The organism is Chryseobacterium sp. FR048, assembly GCF_056844665.1.
Genome location: NZ_JBXDSE010000009.1, coordinates 176,281 through 199,257, shown reverse-complemented (window position 1 = coordinate 199,257; position 22,977 = coordinate 176,281). Strand labels below are relative to the sequence as shown.

Below are 22,977 nucleotides of genomic sequence, written 5' to 3'. Positions count from 1 at the left end.
AAATAAACAACTATGAATAATAACGCAGTAATAAGTAACAACGCACATCAGGATAACTTTTTTGGGGAGTTGCAGCATACCCGTTTTCAGTATTTCGATACATTTCCCAACACGGATAAAGCACTTCCGGGTTGGATCATTGATTATAGAAACGAGCTGCATCAGTGGAACGGAACCCAATGGATTAATCTGGCTCAGAACTATGTGCATCCTGATTATCCGCTGACCAATAATCCGTTCCAGACAGATCAGACAAGCGGACTTCTATTGCTAAGTCAGCTTCTTACCAATAGTTCAGGGCATGTTATTAAAGTAGCTGGCAGAAATCTTACCAATGCAGATATTGTCTCTATTTTCCTGAATGATGCCATCCAATCCGGTACATTTACATGGTCATCCAACAAGATTAAAACTTATATTGAAAACCTGGTAGGGCAGAGTCTTACAGGTGCATTGATCTATCAGCCGGGTGGCTATACTCCTTCCGGAACTAAAGGTTCAATGACCGCTCCAACACCCGTTACCTCAGCCACCATCAAAACAGGGATGGTATGGGTAATTACGTCAAACGGATGGGTGGGGAACGAGCCTGTTTCTGTAGGTGATCACCTTATTGCCAATACTGATAATGGCTCCAATGTTCCTAAAAATTACCAGATTATAGAAAAAGGAATTCCTGACATCGTAGATGCTACAGATACCGTGAAAGGGATTATTCAGCTGGCGACCAATAATGAAGCCATTGCGGGAGTGGATACCACTAAAGCAATGACACCAAGCTCTACAAAAGCTGCTTTGGATGCAAAAATTAAATCCAAAACGCTGGAAATTGGAGATGGTCTTTCCACAAGCTTTACCATTACTCATGATTGGGATACCCAGAATATTGATTATCTCTGCTATCGTGTTGCTGATAATAGAAAAATCAATCTAAGCTGTATGCCTGTATCTAAAAATAAAGTACAGATAGATGTTTTGGCACCGCTTACTCTGAATGAATATAGAATTACTTTAACCGCAAGATTTGTTTAATGGCATCACTAATAGCTCCTGAATATTTTAATAATCATATCGCCGTAGAGGGTGAGATTATTGTAAAAAGTGTTCCGAACGATACAGGTACTGTATTGGTCTGGAACTCTGTCACAAAAAAAATAAGCATGAGAACTCATGCTGAAATCGTTTCCGATTTAAACCTGATGACCACCAATACTGTTCAAGATGTAACAGGTAATAAGCATTTTATAACCCGAGGGGGGAGTGATTATACCAAGAATACATTACAGGTCTGGTCTTATGACGGTTCAAATCCGGCACTTAGCTTTTATAAAAGTGGAAGTAATGCTGCGCAGCTGGTATTTAATGGTAGCGCATTTAGCTTCAGTAACAGCAATGATACTGATCGTATGCCGGTTGCTGCATCAAAGTTTATAAAATCCAATTCGGATGACGGTCGTTTCTTAACCGGTGGTGGAGGTGATTATGATTCCAGAAGGAAAGAAGACTCCTGGTTTCATTCCAGCAGAGATTTCCCATCGGGAACCCTTATTCAGACCGATGTTGACTATTCCCAGGATAATGGAGACCAGTTTTTACTGGAACTGAAAGGGAATATGTATGGTGGAGGTTTACCTTTAGATGCAAAAATTCAAGGGTATATCTATTCTGGAAGTATTATCCAGGTTGGAGGATATTCTACGCTTCATTATTTTAATTATGTAATTGCTTTAAACTCTAATGGTAAACTATGTTTCTGGATTCCACCTATGTCTTACTGGCAGGGATTTGATGTTAAAGTCACTGTGGGGTATGGAGGTTTAGAACAGGGTAGAAATAGAGTAGTATCCATCGATAATTCATCCGATCCGGGGGGAATTAAAAGAGTGCAGATTGACCTAAAACATTTATTGACCAAAGAAGAACTTATATCAAGTGGTGCATTTTGGGAAAAGAAAGGTATTGGAGCCTATTGGGCATTGGATTCGGATAAACCTATAGCCGGATTCAACGGAAACGCTGCGCAAACAATTTTATCAGGTGGTTTACTGACCTCTTCTTCTTATTCTGATTCTCAATTTATTCCCGCAAACGGAATACATTCAAGAGGTCTGATTCAGACTGATGAAGGTTTTCAAAACAGATTCTATAAAGTAGACGACAGAAATAGGATCTGGTCATTTGCAAACGCAGATACTTATGGACTTTCTTATTATCAAGGAAGTGCCAATGCCCTGAATGAAGGAATCGGTCTTCATTTTGGAAATGTAGATCAGCCTAATCACTTTTTTGGGCGATCAGGCCACTATTATTCTCAACTGGGGATTAATTCTACTTCATTTACTACGGGGAACAAACAGGTTTTAAACTATGGTAATCCCTCTACATTATATATAGGAAACCCTACGATTAATAATATTATAGAATCTAATAACAGCGATATACGACACTCCAAAAACGGGGTAAATGGGGTTGTTTGGGATTCTCATAATTTAGATCCGTCCACTTTTGTTAATGGATCAGCTCTGAATAATTACGTTCCTTATCATGGTGCAAAACAGGATGTTAATCTGGGAGCAAAAGATCTGGAATTTGAGGAAGGAGGATCTATCAGTAAGCTCCAGAACAAGGTAAGAATATTTAATAAAGTTTATCAGGGGTATTATGATGATGGAGGGCATACGGGTATTTTAGCGATTAAAATGCCGCAGGCCTCGCCAGAACAGGTTATGTTTAGTATTGATATTAATATTTACGGATACGAAAGTCAATACTTAGGAAAAGTGAATGTTGCTTTTTACAAATATGTATCAGGCACTATGATTATTAATGGCTCAAAAGCGATATGGGAAGTAACAGATAATTTTCCTACAACTACAGCAAGGGTCGGAATTGGTACTGATGGATATGTCAGTATTCTATTAGGAGAGGCAGATACATTCTGGAACGGATATTTTTCATTTGAAGTTGCTAAAGTAGAAGCTAAATATGGAAACTATAATTTAGACTGGAATGTAGGATGGTCCCATGCTATAGAATCTAACTTTGACTTATATAATACTAATATCATTACTTTGCCTTCTGATGTAGTCGCTACAAGAAGCTGGCTAACCAGTTTTGCAAACAATAATTACATCCCTAGAGCAGTACAATATAATGATAACTTCAATAGCCTTGGAGGAGATTCAACTTCTGGAATTTATAGAGCAAACGCTGATGCAGGAGGGGTAAATAATGTACAGAGTCCTATGTTACACATGGGTGCTCAAAGTACGACGGCACAGTTGCAGATAAGACATAATGATAGTAGTGTAAATAAAGGAGAATTATCCTATAGAGGAGGATTGAATGGTAATTGGGCTCCATGGAGAACGGCCTGGGATAATGTAAATTTCAAACCAGGAGATTACCAGACAAGAAATACGGATGAAATTATATCGGCAGCAAAATCCTATTATAACAGAATCCCTTTTAAACTGAAAAACAGTTCCTATAAATCCTGGTCCATTCAGAAACAGACTAATAACAATTTATTATTTGCACCTTCTGTTACAAAGAATGCGGAAGACTGGGATTCTGGTAATAGTATAGAATTTACAGATGCGGGTCAGGTTTCATCAAGAGGTTTTAATAAAATTGGGTATAATGATAATTATCTTCTGACTGCAGGTGGCGGTCATAGATTAGCATCAGATTTTATATCATCTTCTAATTTAGTGAATTATGTAAACTTAGATACTCCTCAGAATATTAATGCTAAAAAGAATTTCACACAAGGATTAACAGTCAATACCAACTATGTAGGTTTACCAGTATTAGGGCAGGCGAATAACATTCCTTCAAAGATTTCATCAATTGATGAAACTTATGGAATGGGTATAGGGATAGTAAATTCCGGGCATGGTTATATTCAGCAGCAAAGATTTGACGGGACTGCGAATGCCTATGACCTGTTTTTACAGCCAAGTGGAGGTAATGTCGTTGTGGGATATAATCAGATGGATTATCATCATGATAAATTAGAAACCATTGGTAGGATTGTATCTAAAGGTAACGAGATGAACTCTGTTAAGACCTATGTTTCTTCTTTGGATGTTAACCAGGTCGTGGCGGGTCATACTTTCAATTGGTATGATACATCCTGGAAAGTGGGTAATATGAGAGGGGAAAGTTCCAATACAGTAGGATATAGGTTTGAACTTTCTACTGATGGCGGAGCCTATGAAGAAAAAGTAAGAATACACACAGATGGTAATATTACTACACAAAATTATGGCCAGGCCCAGCAATGGAATCAGGCGTATCAGTGGGGTAATCATGCCAACGTTGGCTATGCTACCCAATCATGGACTGACAGTAATTTTGCACGAGGTTGGGAAAATGCCTTAGCAGTAGGTTTCTCAAGCGGATTATCAGGAGGAGCTCCTTATATGTATCATAAGTCAGATGGTTATGTATTTTTAGCAACCCATAACTGGGCTAACGGTAGGTTTGTGAATGTTGATGGGCAGCAAGATATTACCGGTCTTAAGGTGATTAAAGATAGAGCAAGAAACACAGGTGCAGGCTGGGGAAATACCGTTACATCCACGGATTATTCTTTCCTGGTAGAGACGAAAAGTGGTTCAAATCCTGATAATCAGTATACAGGATCTATAGGATTTTTCTCTAATAGCGGGGCACAGGCCGGTATATATGTAAGAAGTAATGATGAGAATGGTACCTCTATGGCTTTTGCGACAACTAATATGTTTTCAGCAGGACCCCAGATTTCCATGACCATTAGCAATCATGGTGTTGTTGATTTTAAAAGAGCCAATCCAACAGTAGAAGGAAAAATGATATTTCATGCAGGTAAATCGATCGATTATGATTATGAACTATCAAATATCATTTCTTTAGGATATGCTAATTGGAATCAAAGACAGTTCTTATCCAGAGGATGGAATAATAATTATGGAGATTATATTGAAATAAATGTACCTGGAGCCAATGTAAATACGGCATCATTCAAATTAGCAAGTTCTAATACCGCATACTTAGGAAATGATCTTGTTGTTACAGAATCCTGGATTAATAATAAATTCCATAAAGTAGATTATACAGCAAGTATCAATAATGGTTCAACAGGAAGGCACAATACATCATGGTTTGATTATAACTGGGCAGGGTCCGGAAGAGCAGGTTCTGTAATTAATTTTACCGGTCTCAATTCTGATTATTCTACAGAGCTATTTATGCAGTATAATGGTAATGGAATGGACGTAGGAGTCAGATCTCGTAATGGTGATAGCGCAGATAAAAAATGGAATCCTGAAAGATGGCTATGGCATAGTGGTCACTTTACCAAAACAGACATTAATAACTGGAATAACTCCATAATGCTCAACCGTCCATTTACCAATATTACGGGGAATGGATTAATGGTTGCAGATAATATTAATAACGGAGGTGAATCCGGTATATATAATGAAAAGGATAAATACTATTTAGTTGCATTACAGGATAAGTATTATAAATATTCAAGTACTTATAATGGTTGGGAAGGGATTAACTTCAGTAGAGCCAACAGAAATATTGGTATAGGTACCCAGGCTAATAGTTCCCATAAAGTAAATATTGCTGGTGCCGTAAATATTTCAGACTCGCTGAATGTTGGAAAATCAGCAAGTATTGGCAGTTCATTAGAGGTTGGTGGTTCAGTAGGAGTAGGAGGCTCAGTAAAGGCTCTTCAAAACTTTAGATCCGCCAATGAAGAACCTAATACATTATTTATTCCGGACGGAAGTTTGTCTTATCTTGATGATGAGATCGTGAATGAAAATTCCAGAATGAGATTGTCTCATGCAATGATTGAGCAGGAGCCAATGGTTACGGATTATTATTCTGAGAGCAGAATGTTAGTCATTAGATGTACATATGGAAAGGATACTTTTGTGTTAAAAACCTGTTTCCCAGGTCAACGAATATTGGTATTGAATGCTAATGAGATGTATTGGCAAGAATTTGAAATCAAAGAAATAGGATATTCCTATAGTATACCACCTAATACTTCTATCCAGTTATTCGTTTGGAGGGACATGAAAGTTTATAAATATGCGCAAAATAAAATGTAGTAAAACAGGAATTCACAAACAAAAGAATATCTATTAAACTGTGGAATATAGAATTTTTGAACTTTTTGAAAGACAGATTGTTTGATAATTTTACTCTCTGTAAAATCAGAAAGCATCATTGTGATCAATGATGCTTTTTGATGTTCTGTTTTCTACGAAGATGGAAAAATGATCTGAAAAAAGTTACAAATTAGTCTGAAAAAGTTTTGCAGAAATTAAAAAACGCTTTATATTTGCACCACTGAAAACGACGGTATAGCCAGAGTTTAGGGAGAGTTGGCAGAGTGGTCGATTGCGGCAGTCTTGAAAACTGTTGACTGTAACAGGTCCGGGGGTTCGAATCCCTCACTCTCCGCTGAAAGGGATGATTTTTTTAATCATCCCTTTTTTTATAGGTCACATATTCTTTTTTCTTCATTTTTAAAACATTATACTAAAGAGGATCAAGCGCAAAAGCGGATCAGTCCCAAAAGTTGTGGACCAAGCAAAAAGTTGAGTTCATCTAAATAGAAAAATGTTATGTTCTTTACCAATTAGAATCAATAGTTGTGGAGATAGGGTTTCACTCAAAGCTTCATGTTTGTGTATGCTTTATTTTAAGTGAGCTAAGAAGGGATCGATTTTCAATCGATCTGAAGAAGCGAGCGCAATGAGAAGAACAATACCTGATGCGATGACAGAGGAAGGGGGAACCATAGAAATAAAGCATGTTGTTAAGCAACCCCTGACCAAACAGCTAAGAGGACAGATTGAAATTTCAAAAGCTAATGGGGAATAAGCAATTCTAAAAATTAACGAATCAGCACAGCTTACCAAGCCTTTAAAAGAATCAGGAATTAACATTCAAAGATATACGCCTCCTCCAAGACCTAAAATGGATAATATAAAGATTAATAATGGCCCTGCACCAAATCTTATGCCTGTAATTAAACCAAAAAATCGCTGTGCAGATATACCGGGTTGTATATAATTTATCATAAAATCGAATTTTAATATATTTATGAAATGACTAACGTTGATATATTGCTTAAGGCTATGAAAGAACAAGCTGAAAAGTTTTTACTTGAAAATGGTGAGTTTGCACCTTATGCCACTCATGTCAGATCAAATGGAAAACTGACTTATATTGGAGCCTACTCAGAATCAGCTGACTCAAAAGAATTGTATGATATTCTAATAGCTGGAGCTTATGATGATTTGCGAGATGAAGATGTTAGAGTTTATGCAATTGGTATGGATGGAAGATATAAAGGAAAGGATGTATTAGTTATTGAATTTATCCTATCACCTGAAAGCAAATATCAGCAAGTTTATCCTTATATAATAGCAAATAAAAAAGTGATATTTGGAGAAATGGTTTAAATTTAAAATTATGGAGAATAATAAATATGAGTAATTCGTATCAAATTTTTAAAATAGAGGAAATTAGAAAATCTAATATTTTATCCGAGGAATTAGGGATTTCGGAAATAGATTTTTACAGTATTCAACGTTGGTTTAATCTTTTGCTTGCAAAGTATGAAGAAGCAACTAGTGACATCAACGAGCAATTAAAAACAGTAGAAGAATTAAAAGTCAAATATAATGAACTAATTTCATCAGAAATAGAAGAGAAGAGTTATCAATATATATTGCCCAAACTATTAAATTATAATAATATATTTAATAGTGCATTTTTAAGATCATTATATGTGGCAAGGATTGACTTTCTGCTTAGAGACGATTTGATACCAAAATTTGTTAATGATAAAACGATTGCATTTTCACCAGAAGCTTTTTTTTATGCTACTGTTTATCTCAGAAATAATCATTTTGTTTCTCCTAACAGTAATTTTTTGGAAGATATACTTAAAATTGAAAGTGTTCGTGGTATTTTTAAAAATGCATCAGCACAAATCAAATTCGAAACTTTAAAAAATATTTTACACATTATTTTTCAAAAGACCTTTCATCACAACATTATATCTTTTAAGAAAATTTTAAAATTAGTTTCAGAAACGGATCTGGAATTAATGGATTATTTGAAAAAATTTCAAGTAGAAAATGATCAAGGCTGCTATAAGATTATTCATGAAATATTGAATTTGCATTTATTTAATGATAAATGGGAGGATTTTGAAATTAAAGTTCAATTGATTAGTTTTTTTGACACAGCTAAAGGAGCAAGACCATCTTTAAGCTGGAATAAGAAATTCAATGAACTATCTGTGAAAGTAACTGATGATAAATTTAAACTGATTGTACATTCTGTTTTGAAAAATGAAGCTTTAGTTCGTTATAAGTTTGATTATGGGGCTGAGTGGACTGATGATACTGCGAAACGGTTTTTAAAATCAGCAGAATGGATAAGGGAATTGGTTTAACACGATAACCAGGATTTATTACTTATGAATAATAATGCAACAATAGAAGTGAATAAAGATTATCAATATGGATTGTATAAAGCAAAAAATTCTTTATGGTATTTTAATGAATCAATTTCAAGAGGTTTTAATGGTTATAATGCCGTAAAATTTAAAAATGAGCAAGGAACATATGTTTGGCTGGAAAATGTAAGTATTGTGAATGAATTTTATACTGGAAATCTTTCTGAAAATAATTCTTCACATAACGTTTTGATTAAAGATATTATCGATTGGATGGTTATAGATAACGGAAGATTGTTAGGTGGTTACACAATAAGACATTATCGAAATAGTCTTGATGAAGAAGCTAGGTTAAACTTTGATATTGATTTTGGGGTTAAGATTGATGACGGAGACGATTTTTTTAAGCCTGATTTTTCAACCCCTGAAGGTGTAATCATTCTTCTTGAAAAATTTTATACAGAAGAAGATTTAGAAGGTATTTTAACTTGCAAAGACTTTTCTATGGAAGCACAGAATATCCTAAAAGAAAAGGGACTGGCAGTTACAATAGAACTAGAGAAAGAAATGTCCGAACTTTTAAAAATTTCATTTGTAGAAGATTTAAAAACAAATGGATTTCCATATTTTACTGACATTGAAAGAAGTTTTTCTATAATTGAAGAACAAGTAAATCAAAAATTAATACAGGAGAAAGTTATTTATGAAGATGGAAGTGTAACTTATAATACCCTATGGGTAGGTTATTCAAATGAAGAATGGAAGGTTCTGAATTTGGTTGAATAAATAAAAGCTAATGAATATGTCAGAAAAATGTATTAAAGGTATCAATCAAATTGTTGAAACGGCTAAGAAATTTTTGACTGAATTGAGAGAATTTGCTCCTTTCGGGTTGCTAATTAAAGAAGGAAAATGGTTAAACCTAGCAACTTATGATGAAGATATGGATTCTAATAATATGAGGAGCCTTCTTATTAATTCAATAATTAAATATTTTGAAGATGGAAATGCTGAATTTGGAGCCGTCTGTATTGATGCTCGGATTGCTAATATAGGTGATGTAATTGTCATTTATAATACATCAAATGGAAAAGATTGGTATGAATTAGTTTACAAATATGAATTAAAAGATGATGAAGTCAATATTATAGAAGGGAATATTGAGTATTTGTAATATTTCAAATTATTCAGTTATTCTCTTATTTCATTTAAAAAGTTAAAAGAGGAATTTAAAGTTCGATTTGAGCCCTCTCTCCCCGCAGAAAATAAAAAGCCTACTTACATTCCTTTGCTATCGCACGATTATATCGTGTGGTGAAGTAGTAAAAACAAAGCCATTGCTATTAAGTTTAATAGTAGTGGCTTTTAATTTTCATGTTTTTCCCGTCCTGAAATTCTCCTCCTCATATCCCAAAATCCCATTTTCTATAAAAACCAGCTATTCCCATACTTATCCGGGATAGATCATTGTCATGCATTGGTAAAATTAGTATAGGTAAAGAAATAGAACTCTTTCTACAGAAGTGGTAAAATGTTTACACAAGTTAAATTATGCTTTCTTGCCGAATAAAAATAGATTTGCAATAGTTAATCATTGTCAGGCTTTTAACAATTAGATTAACAAATGATTCTAGAAACACAAACTGAAAGTTTACAGTCCTGGCTTCTTTGCTGAAAAAGAGGCTTTGGCTGTAACAAACAAGGGTGATATGACTATGATGATGATAAAAACAATGTAAGTGTCATTTATAATCATAAAAAGATTTGTATAGGGAGCTCATTCAAATTCATATTTTAGAGCTGAGACTATAAGGATTTCTTAGAATAGTATATAACCAATATTTGTCCAGATGAATAATAAACATCTTTTAACGCTGTGTCAGTCTGTGATTGGCAAAACTAAAAAAGACATCTTAATACAATTAGGAGATGGATTCAATTTTTTTCCTGAGGAGATATGGACCTATGAGATTAAAAAAAGATGGTGGGGGAAGAGAACAATACTGGTCATTGAATTTGATAAGAATAAAGTGATTAATGCTCAGGTAAAAACTATGTATGGCAGATTCTATTAAAAAATAATGAATGAAAAACAGCACTGAACCCAATTACAGGAAGATCTTTGAAGATATATTGGCCTTAAAGTTTCCCAATAAAAAAAGAGCCTGTCGTGAAATATTGAAGAAAAAAGAACTCTCACATCTGGATATTATTAAACTCAACAGTCTGATCTTTGAGCATGAGCATAATTCTTTCAGTATCAACCAGCAATATAGAGCCTATAATTACGAAACAATTCTTGAAATTCTGGAGTATCAAACAAAGAATAGACTTAATAACAGCCAGCTTGCAGTTCATTTTAGCCTGAGCAGAAACACGATAACCAGATGGAAAAAGTGTTTTAATTTCTGCAAAGACTCAGTTTAGATCCATTGTTCATTATTGAAATTGAAAAATGAGAGAGGTATGGCCTCTTACTGAATCGATAAATCTTTTGTGGTTAGAAGGTGGAGAAGGGGCTGTAGATTCTTTTTGCAGTCCATTTTTCCATTCAAAGAGTATTCAAAATATAAAATTTCCATCAAACTTTGACTTAAATAAAACCGGGTGTTGGTGTTATAAAAATTAAAACTAACATCTTAAAACAAAGCCTCAGATTTCCTGAGGCTTTGTTTTGAATGATTACGACTATCATTTAATAGTATCAATTTTGAATAAGCTATTCCGTTATGGAGTTACTTTTACATAATTAACCGATGTTCTACCATCAGCATTGTCATATATTACTCCTGCAAGCCCATTGGCTCTTATCCCAATATAATAGGTTGTAGGGCCATTTACCGTTACCACTAAAGACCCCGTTCCTGTTCCTCCAATAACTTCCCTGTTGTTATCTCTGGAAGATACAATCAGTATTTCTGTATTGGGAATAATGGAAGATGCTGATGCAGCACTGCTTAGAAAGCCTATGAGATAGCCATATCCGCCAAGCACCTGAATTTCACCACGAAGGCAATAGGTAATAAGGTATGTACCTGCCGAAGGGAGAGTGAAGTTCATCAGGCTATAGTTGGTAACACCTGCCGCTACATTCGCCGTTCCCCCCAAAACAACCCTTCCGGAGGCTGGAGTAAATGCATTTCCGGGTACGGTAATTACATTTCCTGAAGCATCAACCCCTAAAGTGCTTCCTGAAGATAGAGGAGATGCTGAGGTAAGATTGGTAAACTTTAAACCTGAGGTATTGCTCTGAGCAGAATTTATTTCAAGACTGCTTGATGGGCTGTTGGTTCCAATTCCGATTTTCCCTTGATTGGTCACAACAAAATCATTGGCTTGTTGGCTTGCAGAGGGAGTGCCGGTTGAGGGATTGTCTTTTGCGCCGTCAACATGAAACACTGCTTGTGGATTTTGGGTATTTACGCCCACCTGGGAGGAGGCTACACCAAAAATAAGCAGGAGTACAGCACTGCATAAATTTTTTATCATAATTATTAATTTAACGTTGATAAAATTATTATTTACCATGCTTTGGATAAGGCTGTTGGGTGTAGAAAGATTTTATGGTAAGCTAAAACTAGTTCTACGGATTTTAAAAACAAGGTCTCAACATGATGGAAAAAAGTTGTAGAATAGAAAAGCTTGGCTGGCCCGGGATAAAACTTGAAAAAAGACAGTATTTTCAAAAATAGAAAGGCAGAAAAATTCCTTTTAAACAATGTAGAACAAGTTCTATTGGGAGGCTGAAATCATTTAAGCTTATTCATCCATCTGATACACAGGTGAATATTTAATTTCGCAGATATATCTTTTAAAACAATTGAATAAAATGAAAAGAAAGTTATTATTTGCGTCATTCATGCTAAGCTATGGTGCTTTGTTCTCACAAATCGGAATTAATACAACCACTCCTGCGGCTACATTAGATATTACGGCAAAAACATCAGACGGTAGTAAAGCAGAAGGGATGATCTTACCAAGGTTGACGGGAGACCAGGTGAAATCAGGAGATGCTAATTATACACCTGCTCAGAAGGGAACCATGGTATATGTGACTGCTGCGGTAACGGGCAGTACTCCTAAAACGGTCAATATTAATAGTGAAGGCTATTATTATTTTGATGGAAATATTTGGCAAAAGGTCATCAATGGAAGTAGTGATACCAATATTTATGGTGTCGATGGAACGTTATCAGGGAACAGAACCGTTACCATGTCAGATAAAACGCTCACTTTTGCTTCCACAGCAACTGCAGGGACAAGCCATTTCAAGGTGGATGGCACTACATTCAATATAGATGCTGTCAATCATAGGATAGGAGTGGGCACTGCGACACCAGCCAATAAACTCACCGTAGCCGGATCAGGCACAGATACCGGATTGCAGCTTACCAATGGTGCGGGAGTAGGAAAAGTACTGACCTCAGATATTAATGGTAATGGGGTGTGGCAGCCAACAAACAATGTATTTGTATATTCTGAAGTACATGCAACACCAGGGGTAAGTGTGGAATTTGCCCCTTATCAGTTGGTGAATTTCTTTCATACCATCAAAGGAGAAAATGTAAAAGCCGTATATGGGAATGCTTATGGATGGAATGATGCCTCTCAAAGATGGGTAGCCCCTTATACCGGTAAATACAGAGTAACAACAAATGGATATTTTAATCCGTTTGGCCCTACAGGAACGGCATCCTCAATAAATCCCCGTATATATGGATATAAAAATAGTACCTCTCCAATCAATATCGTATCCGTGTTTATGAATAATGCGAGCAATAGCGATATTGCAAGCTCCACTTCGGCAATTGTAGAGCTCAACCAGGGAGAATATATTGACTGGAGAGCGCAGACAGGCCCGGGAACAGGTATTGCAATATTATTCGGAGGAAATTATCATACTTTTATAAGAGTAGAATCTGTAGAGTAATCAGTAAATTTTATTCATGATTTGTTTTACAAAAAAGAGACCGCCTCAAAAGCAGTCTCTTTTTTATGCAGGTCTTTTCAGACAAACTAAACCCCATTTTTTATTCCCCCAAAATACAGGAATGTTCCTAATGTAACTTTTTATGGAATTCGGCAAGCTCAATCGTGTTTTTCACTTTCAGTTTATCAAATATCCTCTTTTTTAAAGTACTGATGGTTGATTTCTGTATATTTAATATATTGGATATTTCAAGATTTCCGTTTCCCTGAGCAAGCAGTTCAAAAATCTCATATTCCCTTGGTGAAAGGCTGTTGACAACCGTTCTCTCCGTGGTATTTTTAATAATGAACGGAATGATTTCCTGAGGATAATAGATCCCTGTCTGAAACATTGACTGTACGGCATACTTTATTTCATCTTCCTCGCTTTTCTTATTGAGGTATCCCTGAGCTCCTGCGTGGATATATTGCAGGATGGTTTCCTTTTCGAAAGCCGAAAATATAAGGATTTTTATATCAGGCTGAATGCGTTTGAGATCACTGATCATTCCGGTGTATAACGTCCCCGGCATATCAATATCCAGAAAAATAAAATCATACGTAGTATTGGAAACCTGTGTTTTTACTTCATCATATCGGGTCGCAAAATGGATTTCCAGTTCCGGATACTCAAGTTCCAGAATAGCGGCTGTGCCTGCCCTGACAATATAATGATCATCAGCAATTAAAATTTTTTTATTCATAGGTTATTTTTTAATGCAATGGTAACGATCGTTCCATTGGATAAAGCTTTGCAGAAACTGATCCTGCCATTGATTTTTTTGATTAAATGAATGACCATATGGAGACCCAGCCCATAATTTTTAAAAGCCATCTGTTCTGTTTTTAAAAATAAATCGTTGTAATATTCGATCTGTTCAGCAGACATTCCGCAGCCGGTATCTTCTATTGTGATAAGGGTCTCAGTCATCGTTTTTTTCATACCAATGGTGATGATCCCGTTTTCTGTATATTTTACCGCATTATCAATCAGGTTGTGTATGATGCAGGCCAATATATTCCTGTTGATCGTACACGATATTTCATTGTTGGCCTTTATGGATATGCTGTTTTTGTTGTCCAGAGCTATTTCATCAAACAGTTTCTTTTTTTCAGTCAGAATTTCATTGATTGCATAACTCTCGTCTGTGTAAATGACATCGGTTTTATAAAGATCATTATATTCCTTAAGGTTCAGTGTGAATTTATAGAGTTCTTCTGAAGCCCTGTGGATACTGTCAAAATATTTCTTTTGAAATTCAATGTTATCAGTATGGTGGAGCTTTTGAGAAAGCATAGCAATGAACTTAACCGGAGTACTGATGTCATGGCTGATTGTTTCTATTAATTTTTTCTGATATTCAGTTTGCTGCTGCATATCATTTTTCATGAGATGAAGATTCTTGGAAGCCTCTTTCAGTTCTGAGCTCATACTGGAAACGGTCCTTTTCAGAGCTTTATTCCGTTTATTTAGAAATTTGGATCTTGTCTGTACAAAACCGCCCAATGAGAGAATGACTACCATGATTATTGAGGTTTTAAAAGCTACAGTCTGATAAAACTGAGGCTTTATTTCCAGAACGATATTTCTATATTCATATTTTCCCTCCTCAGAAATCAACGTACGGATGTTTATATTGTAAACGCCTGGCTCCAGGCCAGACAGTTTTATTTTTTTCTCTTCCTTCAGGTCAATCTGTTGCCAGTCCTGATAGGGGGTTCCTTCTGCTTTTACATGCATCAGGATATTGGCAACATCGGCATAGTAAGGAATGTCGATGAATATTTCGATGTAATCTGAACCGCGTTCTGCCACCAGACGTTGATTAAATGGAGTGACAGGACCATTGTCTATTTTCGCCCGTTCAATAAAAATTGCTGATTTGTCCGGATAATATGATTTAATATTTTTAGGAGAAATAAATACAAACCCTTTCATGGAGGGAAAAACAAGTTCTCCGTTTTTCAGGGTATATGCCGCAGGAAGAACACCTCCATTAAACTCACTGCTGGGAAGTCCCATGCTTTTGGTGAAGCGGTAGTATGTGGTAGGTTCTTTTTGCTGGATAGACCTTAGTAATTGGTGTTTGGAGATTTTAAAAAGGCCATTGTCCGATGAAATCCAATAATTTCCATAAGCATCATACTGAATAAAGTGGGCTGTAGAAAGATAGAGATCATGATCAAGAGGAGCTTTGATTGCTCGCCCATCTTTCATCATATAAAAACCGTCTTTTCGGGTGGTAACCCATACTTCGCCGTCGGAAGTCCGCATAATGCTTTTAATGCTGATGGCATCAAGGAGTTTCTTTTTATTCCTCCCGTCCGTATCTATAATGTAAAGACCTGTAGAGGCTCCTATTAAGATCTTATCTGTTCCGTACTTCAGGATTGAATTGACAATACCTGCAAACCTCCAGGTGTATAGAACAGGACCAAACTGATCGTTTTCAAAAAAATGAATAAGAGCCCCTTGCTTATCCATTGTTGCCACAGCGTGCAGACCGGGTTCACTGCATATACCGGTAATCTTACTGCTAAAAGTAATGGTGGAAGAACGGGTGTAGCCTGAGCTCTTTGTATATCTTGTAATGAGATTGGTACTACCTATTAAAATGTTGTGAAAGGAATCAAACAGCATCATATACTCATCATTATACTTAAAATTGTATTTCTTAATGATTCCTTCACTATTAAACACATTTCCCCATGAATCAATGATGGTATTGGAAGTAAGAGGCAATGAAGCGTAACCTATATTGGTCTGAAGATCTGCCCCTGTTTTCATAGACTGAAATTGGCTGGGCTCAACGATATTCAACCCACTTACCGGGCTGCCGAGATAGAGCCTGTTGTAATTTTTGTCATAATAAATAGAAGTAATATCATTTTTCTGAATGCTGTCGTAGGTAATAAGATACTTTAAATGCAGCTTGCCATCCGAAATATTCAGCAGATAAATCCGGTCTTGATGAATGATAAAAGTTTGGTTGGTGGCCTGATGCCAATATATTTTTGTAGCAGGATCATTGATTACAGTTGCATTTTCAACCTCAGAGACCTGGCCGTCACAAATAGAGTAGGTCTTTCTTTGGATTTTATCAGTAATATATAATGTTTCATGATCCGCAAATAGACTATGCATGTCATTGACTGATATGGGGATTGTGATGGTCTTCTTCCCATCAGAATACTCGATTTTTTTATTGAAAAAAGAATACTTTCCTGAAGAAAGTTTTACATAATAGGTAATATTATTATGAAAGTTTTCCGACATATGGATCTTGAAAATCTGTATCAGATCAGAATCATTATTTACATCCTGTTTTTGGAGAGAATGTGCTGTTGTACTGAGTTTGATGGATCTGCGGTTGATCAATACCTGATCCTGCATATAATCATTCTGACAGAATATACGGTCTGCAGCAATATTTCCGTGGAAATTGTGAAAGTGTAGATTTTTGACTTTCATTTCGTTATGATTAATGAAACTCTGGCCGTCATATCGGATGATCCCATTTTCTGTGGAAAGCCAGATAAAACCATATCTATCCTGTATAATATCCTTTATACTGTTTTGAGATAATCCATTATCTGTATTGTACCATCTGGATATATATTGCCCCATACAAGGAGCAGAAAGACTAAAAAGAAATAAGATCAATAGAAGTTTCCTCATACTGAATAAGAGATACTGAATAAAGCAAACATAATTGTTTATTAGCAAAAATAATGTAAATAAAGATAATAAGTAATAGAACTTGTTCTACATGAAATATGAAATCTTCCCACAGCCTGATCTCTACTTCATATAAAATTTAAAAATAGATTTGCAGTACTTATGATGATCTGCTTCCCAATGATACATTGCAGATGATTCTAAAGACACAAACCATGAATTTGCACCCTCAGATTCTTCCGTTGGGAGAATCTTTGGCTGTAAAATATCCCGGATGAAAACACAGGTAGCTTCCGGGATAATAGCACAAACAAGACAATATAAACATGAACAATAATTATAAAAATATCCATATTGGTGAGCTCATTCGTATCCGGGTTTTAGAATTGAAAATTGATAATGTAAGAATCTGTAAGTTTTTGAAGTGTTCTGAAAAAGAAATAGTAGAAATGATGAATTGCAGCAGTCTGGATAGCAATCTATTATTGAAATGGAGCAAATTGCTTCAGTATGATTTCTTCAGACTATATTCACAGCATTTAATTTTTTATTCACCTTTACCGAGCAAATCCTATAACTTTTTTAAAGATCAGGATACGGCGCTTCCTAAATTCCGAAAGAGCATTTATTCAAAAGATATTGTAGATTTCATTTTGGAAATGTTTTTAACAGGGGCGAAAAGCAAAAGTGAAATAATGACAGAATACCGCATCCCGAAAACTACCCTGTACAAATGGATAAAAAAATATGCACCTGAAAAACCCTTATAAACTTTTCTTAAAGGGATTGTAAACTTCTAAAGATAACCCGAAATAAACAACAAAGAATTTTAGTGCCATTTTATAGCTGATAATGCCAATCTCTTCCTGAAAGAGCACATTCTATAATGGCCTATATTATTGAGAAACTATATCATGAAAAACACAGAAGGACCTGATTACAGAAAAATCTTTGAGGATATTTTAGAAGTAAAATTTCCACATAAAAAACAGGTGTGCAAAAGAATATTAAAGAAAAGGGCGCTTTCCTATTTGGATATAATTAAGCTCAATAACCTGATTTTTGAGAATGAGAAGAATTCCTTTGGTGTTAATCAGCAATATAGGGCATACAATTCTGATACGATTCTTGAAATTCTGGATTATCAGGCCAGGAACAGCTTGAGCAATAGTGAGCTTGCCGCTCATTTTCAACTAAGTAAAAATACTTTAACCAAATGGAAGAAGTATATCAATACCTGCAACAATTCTAATCTATCCTAAAGGGTAAAGTCTGAGATGTTGAAATTTAATCACTTTGTTATTGGAGTGCATTGACCCATATGTTTGGACTACATCAATGAGTTACTGAACTCTCTTCAAGAATGGAGAGTATTTTAAGATTTTGGTTTTCCAGCTGATTGAGATGGCTTGGACTGTATCCGGAGAATGCTTTAAAATCATGAATAAGGTGCATCTGATCAAAATATCCGGATTCGTTGGCAATATTGCCCCAATTGAGTTTCGGATTTTTTTCCTTAAGCACATAAGCCATTGAAAACCGGGTTAATCTTGAAAAAAGTTTAGGCGGAATTCCCAGACTTTCTCTGCATTTTCTTTCAAACTGTCTTATACTGATACAGGCTATTGAAGCGAGTTTCTCTATAGGAATATTGCCCTTACTGTTGACGCATTGCTCAATAGCATAATCAAATAACGAAAAGCTGTGTACCGCGAAAATTCTTTTTAAAAGAAAGTTTTCTATAATGTGCTGAATTTCAAAATTATTTCCGGCTTCTTTCAGCCTTTGTTCTATGATTTCAGTTTCTTTTCCAAAAACCTGATGGGCGTCAAAGCTTTCGTTGGTCAGTAAATGCACCGGTATTCCCATAAGCCGCTGGAAGGCTCCTGCCTTGAAGGTGATTCCCACAGTTCGTCTTTTCTTTCCAAAATTGATGGTATCATTCACCAGTCTTGGCCCTACAACATAACAGAGTGGGATAGGGATATATTCCTGGTTATATTTCATCAATACAGGCTCGTCATTGATGGTGAAAAATATACTTGCCTTGGCCATCCAGGGGTAATGGTATTCTGAATTCATTGATAATGAAGTAAAATCGGCATCCAAAATTACTATAGACTGTATGAAAGGTTTCAGCTCGCCTCTGATAGGCAAAAATGTAAGAGGCCCCATAAATTTTGTTTTATTGATAAAAGTATTATTTATTTAATCACAACATGATTGTTTTTTTCAATGAGTGATGAATAATCTTATGTTTATTTCCAATTAAACTCGTCGCCTTTATACTATTTTTTCATTCAATAGCCTTTTTACTTTTACTTCAGCTATTTGATAAAAATACCTGAACTGATGATCATGATACTTATTATATACCCTCAATTGTATTTACAGCAAAGGGAACAGGAAGATGCAGTTACAACCTGAGTAAAACGCTGTACGCTGAACAACTGCTTCATGGGCGGAAAGACAGAAGTAAAAACTAAATCCAAATTAAAATGAAACTAGAAAGCTTACAATCAGAAAAATTTAAAACGATCACAGCTGATCAGATGCTCCTGGTAAAAGGAGGCGGAGATACACCGGGGGGAAGCGAGGTGATAGGACAGTATAACATCAATGTCCCTTGTGAGACTGGAAATGGCGGTAGTAGCGTTAATTATAACCATGTAACGATGACTAAAATCAGAGTATGGAGTTCAGACAGTATTTCTGCTAATGGAGTAAAATGCTATTGGGGAGAAGGTTATGGCTGGGTCAATTGATTTTTCTCTAGGAACCTGTAAAAAAATATAATACCACTAAAAACAATATTATTATGGAATTTGAAAGTTTAAAATCAAAAAAATTTAAAGTAATGAAAAATGACCAAATGGTTCTGTTTAAAGGAGGAGCAGGAACACCAGGCGGCAATCAGCAGGCAGGAATACCTGTTACTCAATCTAATCAGAATGGGGCATGGACCGTGACAAGATACAGATCATGGACCTCAGACGCTTTGGTGGATGGGGTAATGTGCTACTATGGAGAAGGTTATTATTACTCTTCAGTAGCAGCTTGCTAACCTATATCGTCTTTCATTCCCAAAGTGAAAGACGATTTATTTTTTCACTGAATGACCTCTCACAGAATAGAATATGATCTTAATTTTTACCAGGCAAACCGATGATACCACCATAGATATGATCAGATGGATACAGTCAATGGGGGAATGCATTTTCAGAATCAATTCTGTCAATGACATCTATCCTCTGCAAAACCATATTGAACAGAACGAAATCAAAGGTGCGTATTTCAATGGCATGGGATTGCTCCGGAATAAGATAGAGACCGAAGATCAGCTGCTTCAGTATCAGATAGAAAATTATCTTAATGATGATGCGGAAATCATGTTCAGCTACCTGTTTTCCGGCATACCGGAGGCAAAAGTATTTGGACTGATGCCTTATTCCGAAAAAATAAATAAGCTCGGAATACTGAAAGAAGCTGAAAGGATAGGTTTTCTTATCCCTGATTTTAAACTGGTCAGTACCAGGTCTATGTTGATAGAGGCAAAGAAAGAATGGGGCCGCATGATTTGTAAATCATTAGGAGACGGGATCAGTATCATCACCGGAGAAGTACTCATTAACGGTCAGAAGACGGAAGAAATTACTTCAGAAGATATGGAACATTTCGAAGAACGATTTTATCCCACTTTTGTTCAGAAGTTGATAGAAAAAGAGTTTGAGGTAAGAGTCTTTTACTTTAACGAAAAATTCTATTCAATTGCCATCTTTTCTCAATCCAATACCAAATCTCAGATTGATGGAAGACAGGTAGATTCACAGATTCCCCAACGTAAAATCCCTTTTACGATTCCGCTGGACTTAGAATCCAAAATAACTGCTCTCATGAAAAAAACAGGATTAACCTATGGCTCTGTTGATTTTATCTTTTCAAAAGATCAGAAATTTTACTTTTTAGAAGTCAACCCATATGGCCAGTACGGATTTCTTTCAGAAGCAGGTAACTATTACATTGAAAAAGAAATAGCAGAATTTTTATGCAGATAAAAGATATTATAAAAGAAGAATCTATGGTTTTCCTGCCTTTAACGTTCAGGTATTTTAAACCGATGAAAAGAACAGAAACCGTATTGATCAACAGATATGCGAAGATCAAAAAGTACAAGAGTTACTACTGTAGTGTATACCCGCCTTATAAACCTATTTCTAAAATTTAAAAATGCAGAATATTCCATTTAAGATGTTTGCAAACTGTATTCCGGTGAAAGGTCTTCAAAGAAGCACGGTATGCGATTTACAACGAAATAAAATTCACCTGATCCCTAATTCTCTGTTAGAAATTCTTTCAACATTTCAGGGGCAGTCGGTTCAGCAGGTCAAAAATCATTTCAACAACGATTTTGATGAGGTCATTGACGAATATTTTGAATTTCTTGAAAAAGAAGAAATAATCTTTTATACTGAATTTTCGGAATGGTTTCCTGCGTTAAATTTACAATGGCATACACCGTCTGAAATAAATACCTGCATCATTGATCTTAATTTCAATACAAAAATCAGATTCGAAGAGGTATTTGATGCTTTGGAAGATCTGGGGTGTCAGAATATTGAAATCAGAAGCTATTCTCCTTTCAGATTAGAATATTACCAGAAGATTGCAGATTGTCTGAAAGACTCAGTGATTAATTCAGTACACTTCATCATGATGGATCATGAAGAATTAACGGAAGAAAATCTTGGATTATTCTGTGATCATAATGTTCGGATTACGGCTCTGACAGTGCATAGCTGTGAGCATTCCGGAGAATATTTATCCCCTAAATTCCAGATTCCAATACTGCTTTCCAAAAGAATGATAACAGATGAAAAATGCTGTGGCAAGATCAGTGAATCAAAATTCATCTCCTATACCGAAACTTTTACTGAATCTTTGCAGTACAATTCCTGTCTTCACCGTAAGATAAGTATTGATACAGAAGGTAACATTAAAAACTGTCCCAGTATGAAAGAAAATTATGGCAACATAAAAGATACTGCGCTTAGGGAAGCACTGGGCAAACCTGGTTTTAAAAAATACTGGGAGATCGGTAAAGACCGGATTATAAAATGTAAAGACTGTGAATTTCGCCATGTCTGTACAGATTGCAGGGCTTATCTGGATGATCCTGGAAACATTTATTCTGCTCCTCTTAAATGCGGATATGATCCTTCTACCTGTGAGTGGGAAGAATGGAGTACCCATCCGCTAAAGCAAAAAGCAATTGAGCATTACAATATGCAGCAGTTGATAACAAAAGATCAGTGGAACTGAGCCCTAATCATGAAAAGAGAAAGATAGTTCCAGAGAGTTGGAAAAGCAGCAGTATTAATAAAGCATTTTCAATATTCCAAAAGTACAGACTGCATTTACCCATATTCCATAGAAAAGCCTTAAAATCATTGATCTTAAGGCTTTTTGTATGTCTAGTGATCCATTACAAGATACAATATCTGATTAATTTTAATTAATTCAGTGAAATTTCTAGCTAAGAACCGGGCATGGTGCAAAACAAAATACCCATGGGCATCTTTTTACTCCCGGTGGTGGGCAGCATTCTTCAGAGCAGGTGGCTGCTCCGCCGTTAATACTTTTTAATTGATCTCTCGAAATTTTTTTACAGTTTTTCATAGTCAGGTAGTTTAAAGTTAGAGTTTAAGGTTGGTTTCCACCGCCACATCCGTCATATGGCATACACTGCCATTTTCCGCCGATTAAGCATATTTGACCTCCGGGACAGTTAATTCCCCCTTTGATAGATTTTAATTCTTGTCTTTCGATTCTTTTTAAATTTTTCATAATATTT

Annotated in this window: 23 protein-coding genes and 1 tRNA gene; 18 read left to right on the top strand and 6 right to left on the bottom strand. The window is 35.7% G+C overall.

Features of this window, described 5'->3' with window-relative positions; translation table 11 throughout:
- Positions 1-12 precede the first annotated feature (12 nt).
- From AC106K_RS23140 to AC106K_RS23095, 10 genes are all read left to right on the top strand, one after another.
- Positions 13-1,032, top strand: coding sequence for a hypothetical protein (locus tag AC106K_RS23140; protein ID WP_482447859.1), 1,020 nt, complete (start codon positions 13-15; stop codon positions 1,030-1,032).
- Positions 1,032-6,113, top strand: a complete 5,082-nt coding sequence (locus AC106K_RS23135) for a hypothetical protein (RefSeq protein ID WP_482447858.1) — start codon at positions 1,032-1,034, stop codon at positions 6,111-6,113. The genes AC106K_RS23140 and AC106K_RS23135 overlap by 1 nt, the downstream gene beginning before the upstream one ends.
- 270 nt (positions 6,114-6,383) lie before the next feature.
- Positions 6,384-6,468, top strand: a tRNA-Ser gene (locus AC106K_RS23130).
- 264 nt (positions 6,469-6,732) lie between these two features.
- Positions 6,733-6,891 (top strand): putative toxin, encoded by a 159-nt coding sequence (locus AC106K_RS23125; protein WP_482447885.1) that lies wholly within the window; start codon positions 6,733-6,735, stop codon positions 6,889-6,891.
- 227 nt (positions 6,892-7,118) lie between these two features.
- Positions 7,119-7,475, top strand: a complete 357-nt coding sequence (locus AC106K_RS23120) for a hypothetical protein (protein ID WP_482447857.1) — start codon at positions 7,119-7,121, stop codon at positions 7,473-7,475.
- A gap of 26 nt (positions 7,476-7,501) precedes the next feature.
- Positions 7,502-8,476 (top strand): hypothetical protein, encoded by a 975-nt coding sequence (locus AC106K_RS23115; protein ID WP_482447856.1) that lies wholly within the window; start codon positions 7,502-7,504, stop codon positions 8,474-8,476.
- Between the two features lie 24 nt (positions 8,477-8,500).
- The gene (locus AC106K_RS23110; RefSeq protein WP_482447855.1) at positions 8,501-9,265 is read left to right on the top strand and encodes a DUF2314 domain-containing protein; all 765 of its coding nucleotides are present in this window, start codon (positions 8,501-8,503) and stop codon (positions 9,263-9,265) included.
- A 10-nt stretch (positions 9,266-9,275) separates the two neighbouring features.
- Positions 9,276-9,653: a hypothetical protein gene (locus AC106K_RS23105; protein WP_482447854.1), complete on the top strand. Its 378-nt coding sequence runs from the start codon at positions 9,276-9,278 to the stop codon at positions 9,651-9,653.
- Positions 9,654-10,329: 676 nt separating this feature from the next.
- Positions 10,330-10,554: a hypothetical protein gene (locus tag AC106K_RS23100; protein ID WP_482447853.1), complete on the top strand. Its 225-nt coding sequence runs from the start codon at positions 10,330-10,332 to the stop codon at positions 10,552-10,554.
- 10 nt (positions 10,555-10,564) lie between these two features.
- Positions 10,565-10,906: a helix-turn-helix domain-containing protein gene (locus AC106K_RS23095; RefSeq protein WP_482447852.1), complete on the top strand. Its 342-nt coding sequence runs from the start codon at positions 10,565-10,567 to the stop codon at positions 10,904-10,906.
- A gap of 300 nt (positions 10,907-11,206) precedes the next feature.
- Here AC106K_RS23095 and AC106K_RS23090 read toward each other — a convergent pair whose 3' ends face one another.
- Complete coding sequence (locus tag AC106K_RS23090) at positions 11,207-11,968, bottom strand: hypothetical protein (RefSeq protein ID WP_482447851.1); 762 nt, start codon at positions 11,966-11,968, stop codon at positions 11,207-11,209.
- 340 nt (positions 11,969-12,308) lie between these two features.
- On the opposite strand from AC106K_RS23090, the gene AC106K_RS23085 reads away from it, so the two are divergent.
- A complete protein-coding gene (locus AC106K_RS23085; protein ID WP_482447850.1) occupies positions 12,309-13,409 on the top strand; it encodes a hypothetical protein in 1,101 nt (366 codons plus the stop codon).
- 127 nt (positions 13,410-13,536) lie between these two features.
- Here AC106K_RS23085 and AC106K_RS23080 read toward each other — a convergent pair whose 3' ends face one another.
- Together AC106K_RS23080 and AC106K_RS23075 are read right to left on the bottom strand one after the other, a co-directional pair.
- On the bottom strand, positions 13,537-14,151 hold the full coding sequence (locus AC106K_RS23080; RefSeq protein WP_482447849.1) for a response regulator transcription factor: 615 nt from the start codon (positions 14,149-14,151) through the stop codon (positions 13,537-13,539).
- Complete coding sequence (locus AC106K_RS23075; protein WP_482447848.1) at positions 14,148-17,126, bottom strand: sensor histidine kinase; 2,979 nt, start codon at positions 17,124-17,126, stop codon at positions 14,148-14,150. Before AC106K_RS23075 ends, AC106K_RS23080 begins: the two co-directional genes overlap by 4 nt.
- A 326-nt stretch (positions 17,127-17,452) precedes the next feature.
- Between AC106K_RS23075 and AC106K_RS23070 the strand changes: the two genes are divergently transcribed.
- Positions 17,453-17,896, top strand: a complete 444-nt coding sequence (locus AC106K_RS23070; protein ID WP_482447847.1) for a transposase — start codon at positions 17,453-17,455, stop codon at positions 17,894-17,896.
- 144 nt (positions 17,897-18,040) lie between these two features.
- Complete coding sequence (locus AC106K_RS23065; RefSeq protein WP_482447846.1) at positions 18,041-18,388, top strand: helix-turn-helix domain-containing protein; 348 nt, start codon at positions 18,041-18,043, stop codon at positions 18,386-18,388.
- Between the two features lie 73 nt (positions 18,389-18,461).
- On the opposite strand, the gene AC106K_RS23060 is transcribed toward AC106K_RS23065, so the two are convergent.
- Complete coding sequence (locus AC106K_RS23060; protein ID WP_482447845.1) at positions 18,462-19,301, bottom strand: helix-turn-helix domain-containing protein; 840 nt, start codon at positions 19,299-19,301, stop codon at positions 18,462-18,464.
- Positions 19,302-19,624: 323 nt separating this feature from the next.
- On the opposite strand from AC106K_RS23060, the gene AC106K_RS23055 reads away from it, so the two are divergent.
- From AC106K_RS23055 to gwsS, 5 genes are all read left to right on the top strand, one after another.
- On the top strand, positions 19,625-19,891 hold the full coding sequence (locus AC106K_RS23055) for a hypothetical protein (RefSeq protein ID WP_482447844.1): 267 nt from the start codon (positions 19,625-19,627) through the stop codon (positions 19,889-19,891).
- 92 nt (positions 19,892-19,983) lie between these two features.
- Positions 19,984-20,190 carry a hypothetical protein gene (locus AC106K_RS23050; RefSeq protein WP_482447843.1) on the top strand — a complete coding sequence of 69 codons (207 nt, stop codon included), beginning with the start codon at positions 19,984-19,986 and terminating at the stop codon, positions 20,188-20,190.
- Between the two features lie 73 nt (positions 20,191-20,263).
- Complete coding sequence (locus tag AC106K_RS23045) at positions 20,264-21,181, top strand: ATP-grasp domain-containing protein (RefSeq protein ID WP_482447841.1); 918 nt, start codon at positions 20,264-20,266, stop codon at positions 21,179-21,181.
- The gene (locus AC106K_RS23040) at positions 21,172-21,351 is read left to right on the top strand and encodes a hypothetical protein (RefSeq protein ID WP_482447840.1); all 180 of its coding nucleotides are present in this window, start codon (positions 21,172-21,174) and stop codon (positions 21,349-21,351) included. Before AC106K_RS23045 ends, AC106K_RS23040 begins: the two co-directional genes overlap by 10 nt.
- Positions 21,352-21,353: 2 nt before the next feature.
- On the top strand, positions 21,354-22,445 hold the full coding sequence (gene gwsS / locus AC106K_RS23035; protein ID WP_482447838.1) for a grasp-with-spasm system SPASM domain peptide maturase: 1,092 nt from the start codon (positions 21,354-21,356) through the stop codon (positions 22,443-22,445).
- A 210-nt stretch (positions 22,446-22,655) separates the two neighbouring features.
- Here gwsS and AC106K_RS23030 read toward each other — a convergent pair whose 3' ends face one another.
- Both AC106K_RS23030 and AC106K_RS23025 read right to left on the bottom strand, forming a co-directional pair.
- The gene (locus AC106K_RS23030; RefSeq protein ID WP_482447836.1) at positions 22,656-22,802 is read right to left on the bottom strand and encodes a bacteriocin-like protein; all 147 of its coding nucleotides are present in this window, start codon (positions 22,800-22,802) and stop codon (positions 22,656-22,658) included.
- A gap of 24 nt (positions 22,803-22,826) precedes the next feature.
- The gene (locus tag AC106K_RS23025) at positions 22,827-22,970 is read right to left on the bottom strand and encodes a bacteriocin-like protein (RefSeq protein WP_156173017.1); all 144 of its coding nucleotides are present in this window, start codon (positions 22,968-22,970) and stop codon (positions 22,827-22,829) included.
- Between the last annotated feature and the right edge of the window lie 7 nt (positions 22,971-22,977).

What these genes read in the sequence shown, in the direction of transcription:
- AC106K_RS23055 (WP_482447844.1), top strand. Translation starts at nt 19,625, where the DNA reads ATGAAACTAGAAAGCTTACAATCAGAAAAATTTAAAACGATCACAGCT.
- AC106K_RS23100 (WP_482447853.1), top strand. Translation starts at nt 10,330, where the DNA reads ATGAATAATAAACATCTTTTAACGCTGTGTCAGTCTGTGATTGGCAAA.
- AC106K_RS23120 (WP_482447857.1), top strand. Translation starts at nt 7,119, where the DNA reads ATGACTAACGTTGATATATTGCTTAAGGCTATGAAAGAACAAGCTGAA.
- AC106K_RS23050 (WP_482447843.1), top strand. Translation starts at nt 19,984, where the DNA reads ATGAAAAATGACCAAATGGTTCTGTTTAAAGGAGGAGCAGGAACACCA.
- AC106K_RS23030 (WP_482447836.1), bottom strand. Translation starts at nt 22,802, where the DNA reads ATGAAAAACTGTAAAAAAATTTCGAGAGATCAATTAAAAAGTATTAAC.
- AC106K_RS23070 (WP_482447847.1), top strand. Translation starts at nt 17,453, where the DNA reads ATGAACAATAATTATAAAAATATCCATATTGGTGAGCTCATTCGTATC.
- AC106K_RS23080 (WP_482447849.1), bottom strand. Translation starts at nt 14,151, where the DNA reads ATGAATAAAAAAATTTTAATTGCTGATGATCATTATATTGTCAGGGCA.
- AC106K_RS23075 (WP_482447848.1), bottom strand. Translation starts at nt 17,126, where the DNA reads ATGAGGAAACTTCTATTGATCTTATTTCTTTTTAGTCTTTCTGCTCCT.
- AC106K_RS23040 (WP_482447840.1), top strand. Translation starts at nt 21,172, where the DNA reads ATGCAGATAAAAGATATTATAAAAGAAGAATCTATGGTTTTCCTGCCT.
- AC106K_RS23085 (WP_482447850.1), top strand. Translation starts at nt 12,309, where the DNA reads ATGAAAAGAAAGTTATTATTTGCGTCATTCATGCTAAGCTATGGTGCT.
- AC106K_RS23095 (WP_482447852.1), top strand. Translation starts at nt 10,565, where the DNA reads ATGAAAAACAGCACTGAACCCAATTACAGGAAGATCTTTGAAGATATA.
- AC106K_RS23060 (WP_482447845.1), bottom strand. Translation starts at nt 19,301, where the DNA reads ATGGGGCCTCTTACATTTTTGCCTATCAGAGGCGAGCTGAAACCTTTC.
- AC106K_RS23065 (WP_482447846.1), top strand. Translation starts at nt 18,041, where the DNA reads ATGAAAAACACAGAAGGACCTGATTACAGAAAAATCTTTGAGGATATT.
- AC106K_RS23105 (WP_482447854.1), top strand. Translation starts at nt 9,276, where the DNA reads ATGAATATGTCAGAAAAATGTATTAAAGGTATCAATCAAATTGTTGAA.
- AC106K_RS23135 (WP_482447858.1), top strand. Translation starts at nt 1,032, where the DNA reads ATGGCATCACTAATAGCTCCTGAATATTTTAATAATCATATCGCCGTA.
- AC106K_RS23025 (WP_156173017.1), bottom strand. Translation starts at nt 22,970, where the DNA reads ATGAAAAATTTAAAAAGAATCGAAAGACAAGAATTAAAATCTATCAAA.
- gwsS (WP_482447838.1), top strand. Translation starts at nt 21,354, where the DNA reads ATGCAGAATATTCCATTTAAGATGTTTGCAAACTGTATTCCGGTGAAA.
- AC106K_RS23090 (WP_482447851.1), bottom strand. Translation starts at nt 11,968, where the DNA reads ATGATAAAAAATTTATGCAGTGCTGTACTCCTGCTTATTTTTGGTGTA.
- AC106K_RS23115 (WP_482447856.1), top strand. Translation starts at nt 7,502, where the DNA reads ATGAGTAATTCGTATCAAATTTTTAAAATAGAGGAAATTAGAAAATCT.
- AC106K_RS23140 (WP_482447859.1), top strand. Translation starts at nt 13, where the DNA reads ATGAATAATAACGCAGTAATAAGTAACAACGCACATCAGGATAACTTT.
- AC106K_RS23110 (WP_482447855.1), top strand. Translation starts at nt 8,501, where the DNA reads ATGAATAATAATGCAACAATAGAAGTGAATAAAGATTATCAATATGGA.
- AC106K_RS23045 (WP_482447841.1), top strand. Translation starts at nt 20,264, where the DNA reads ATGATCTTAATTTTTACCAGGCAAACCGATGATACCACCATAGATATG.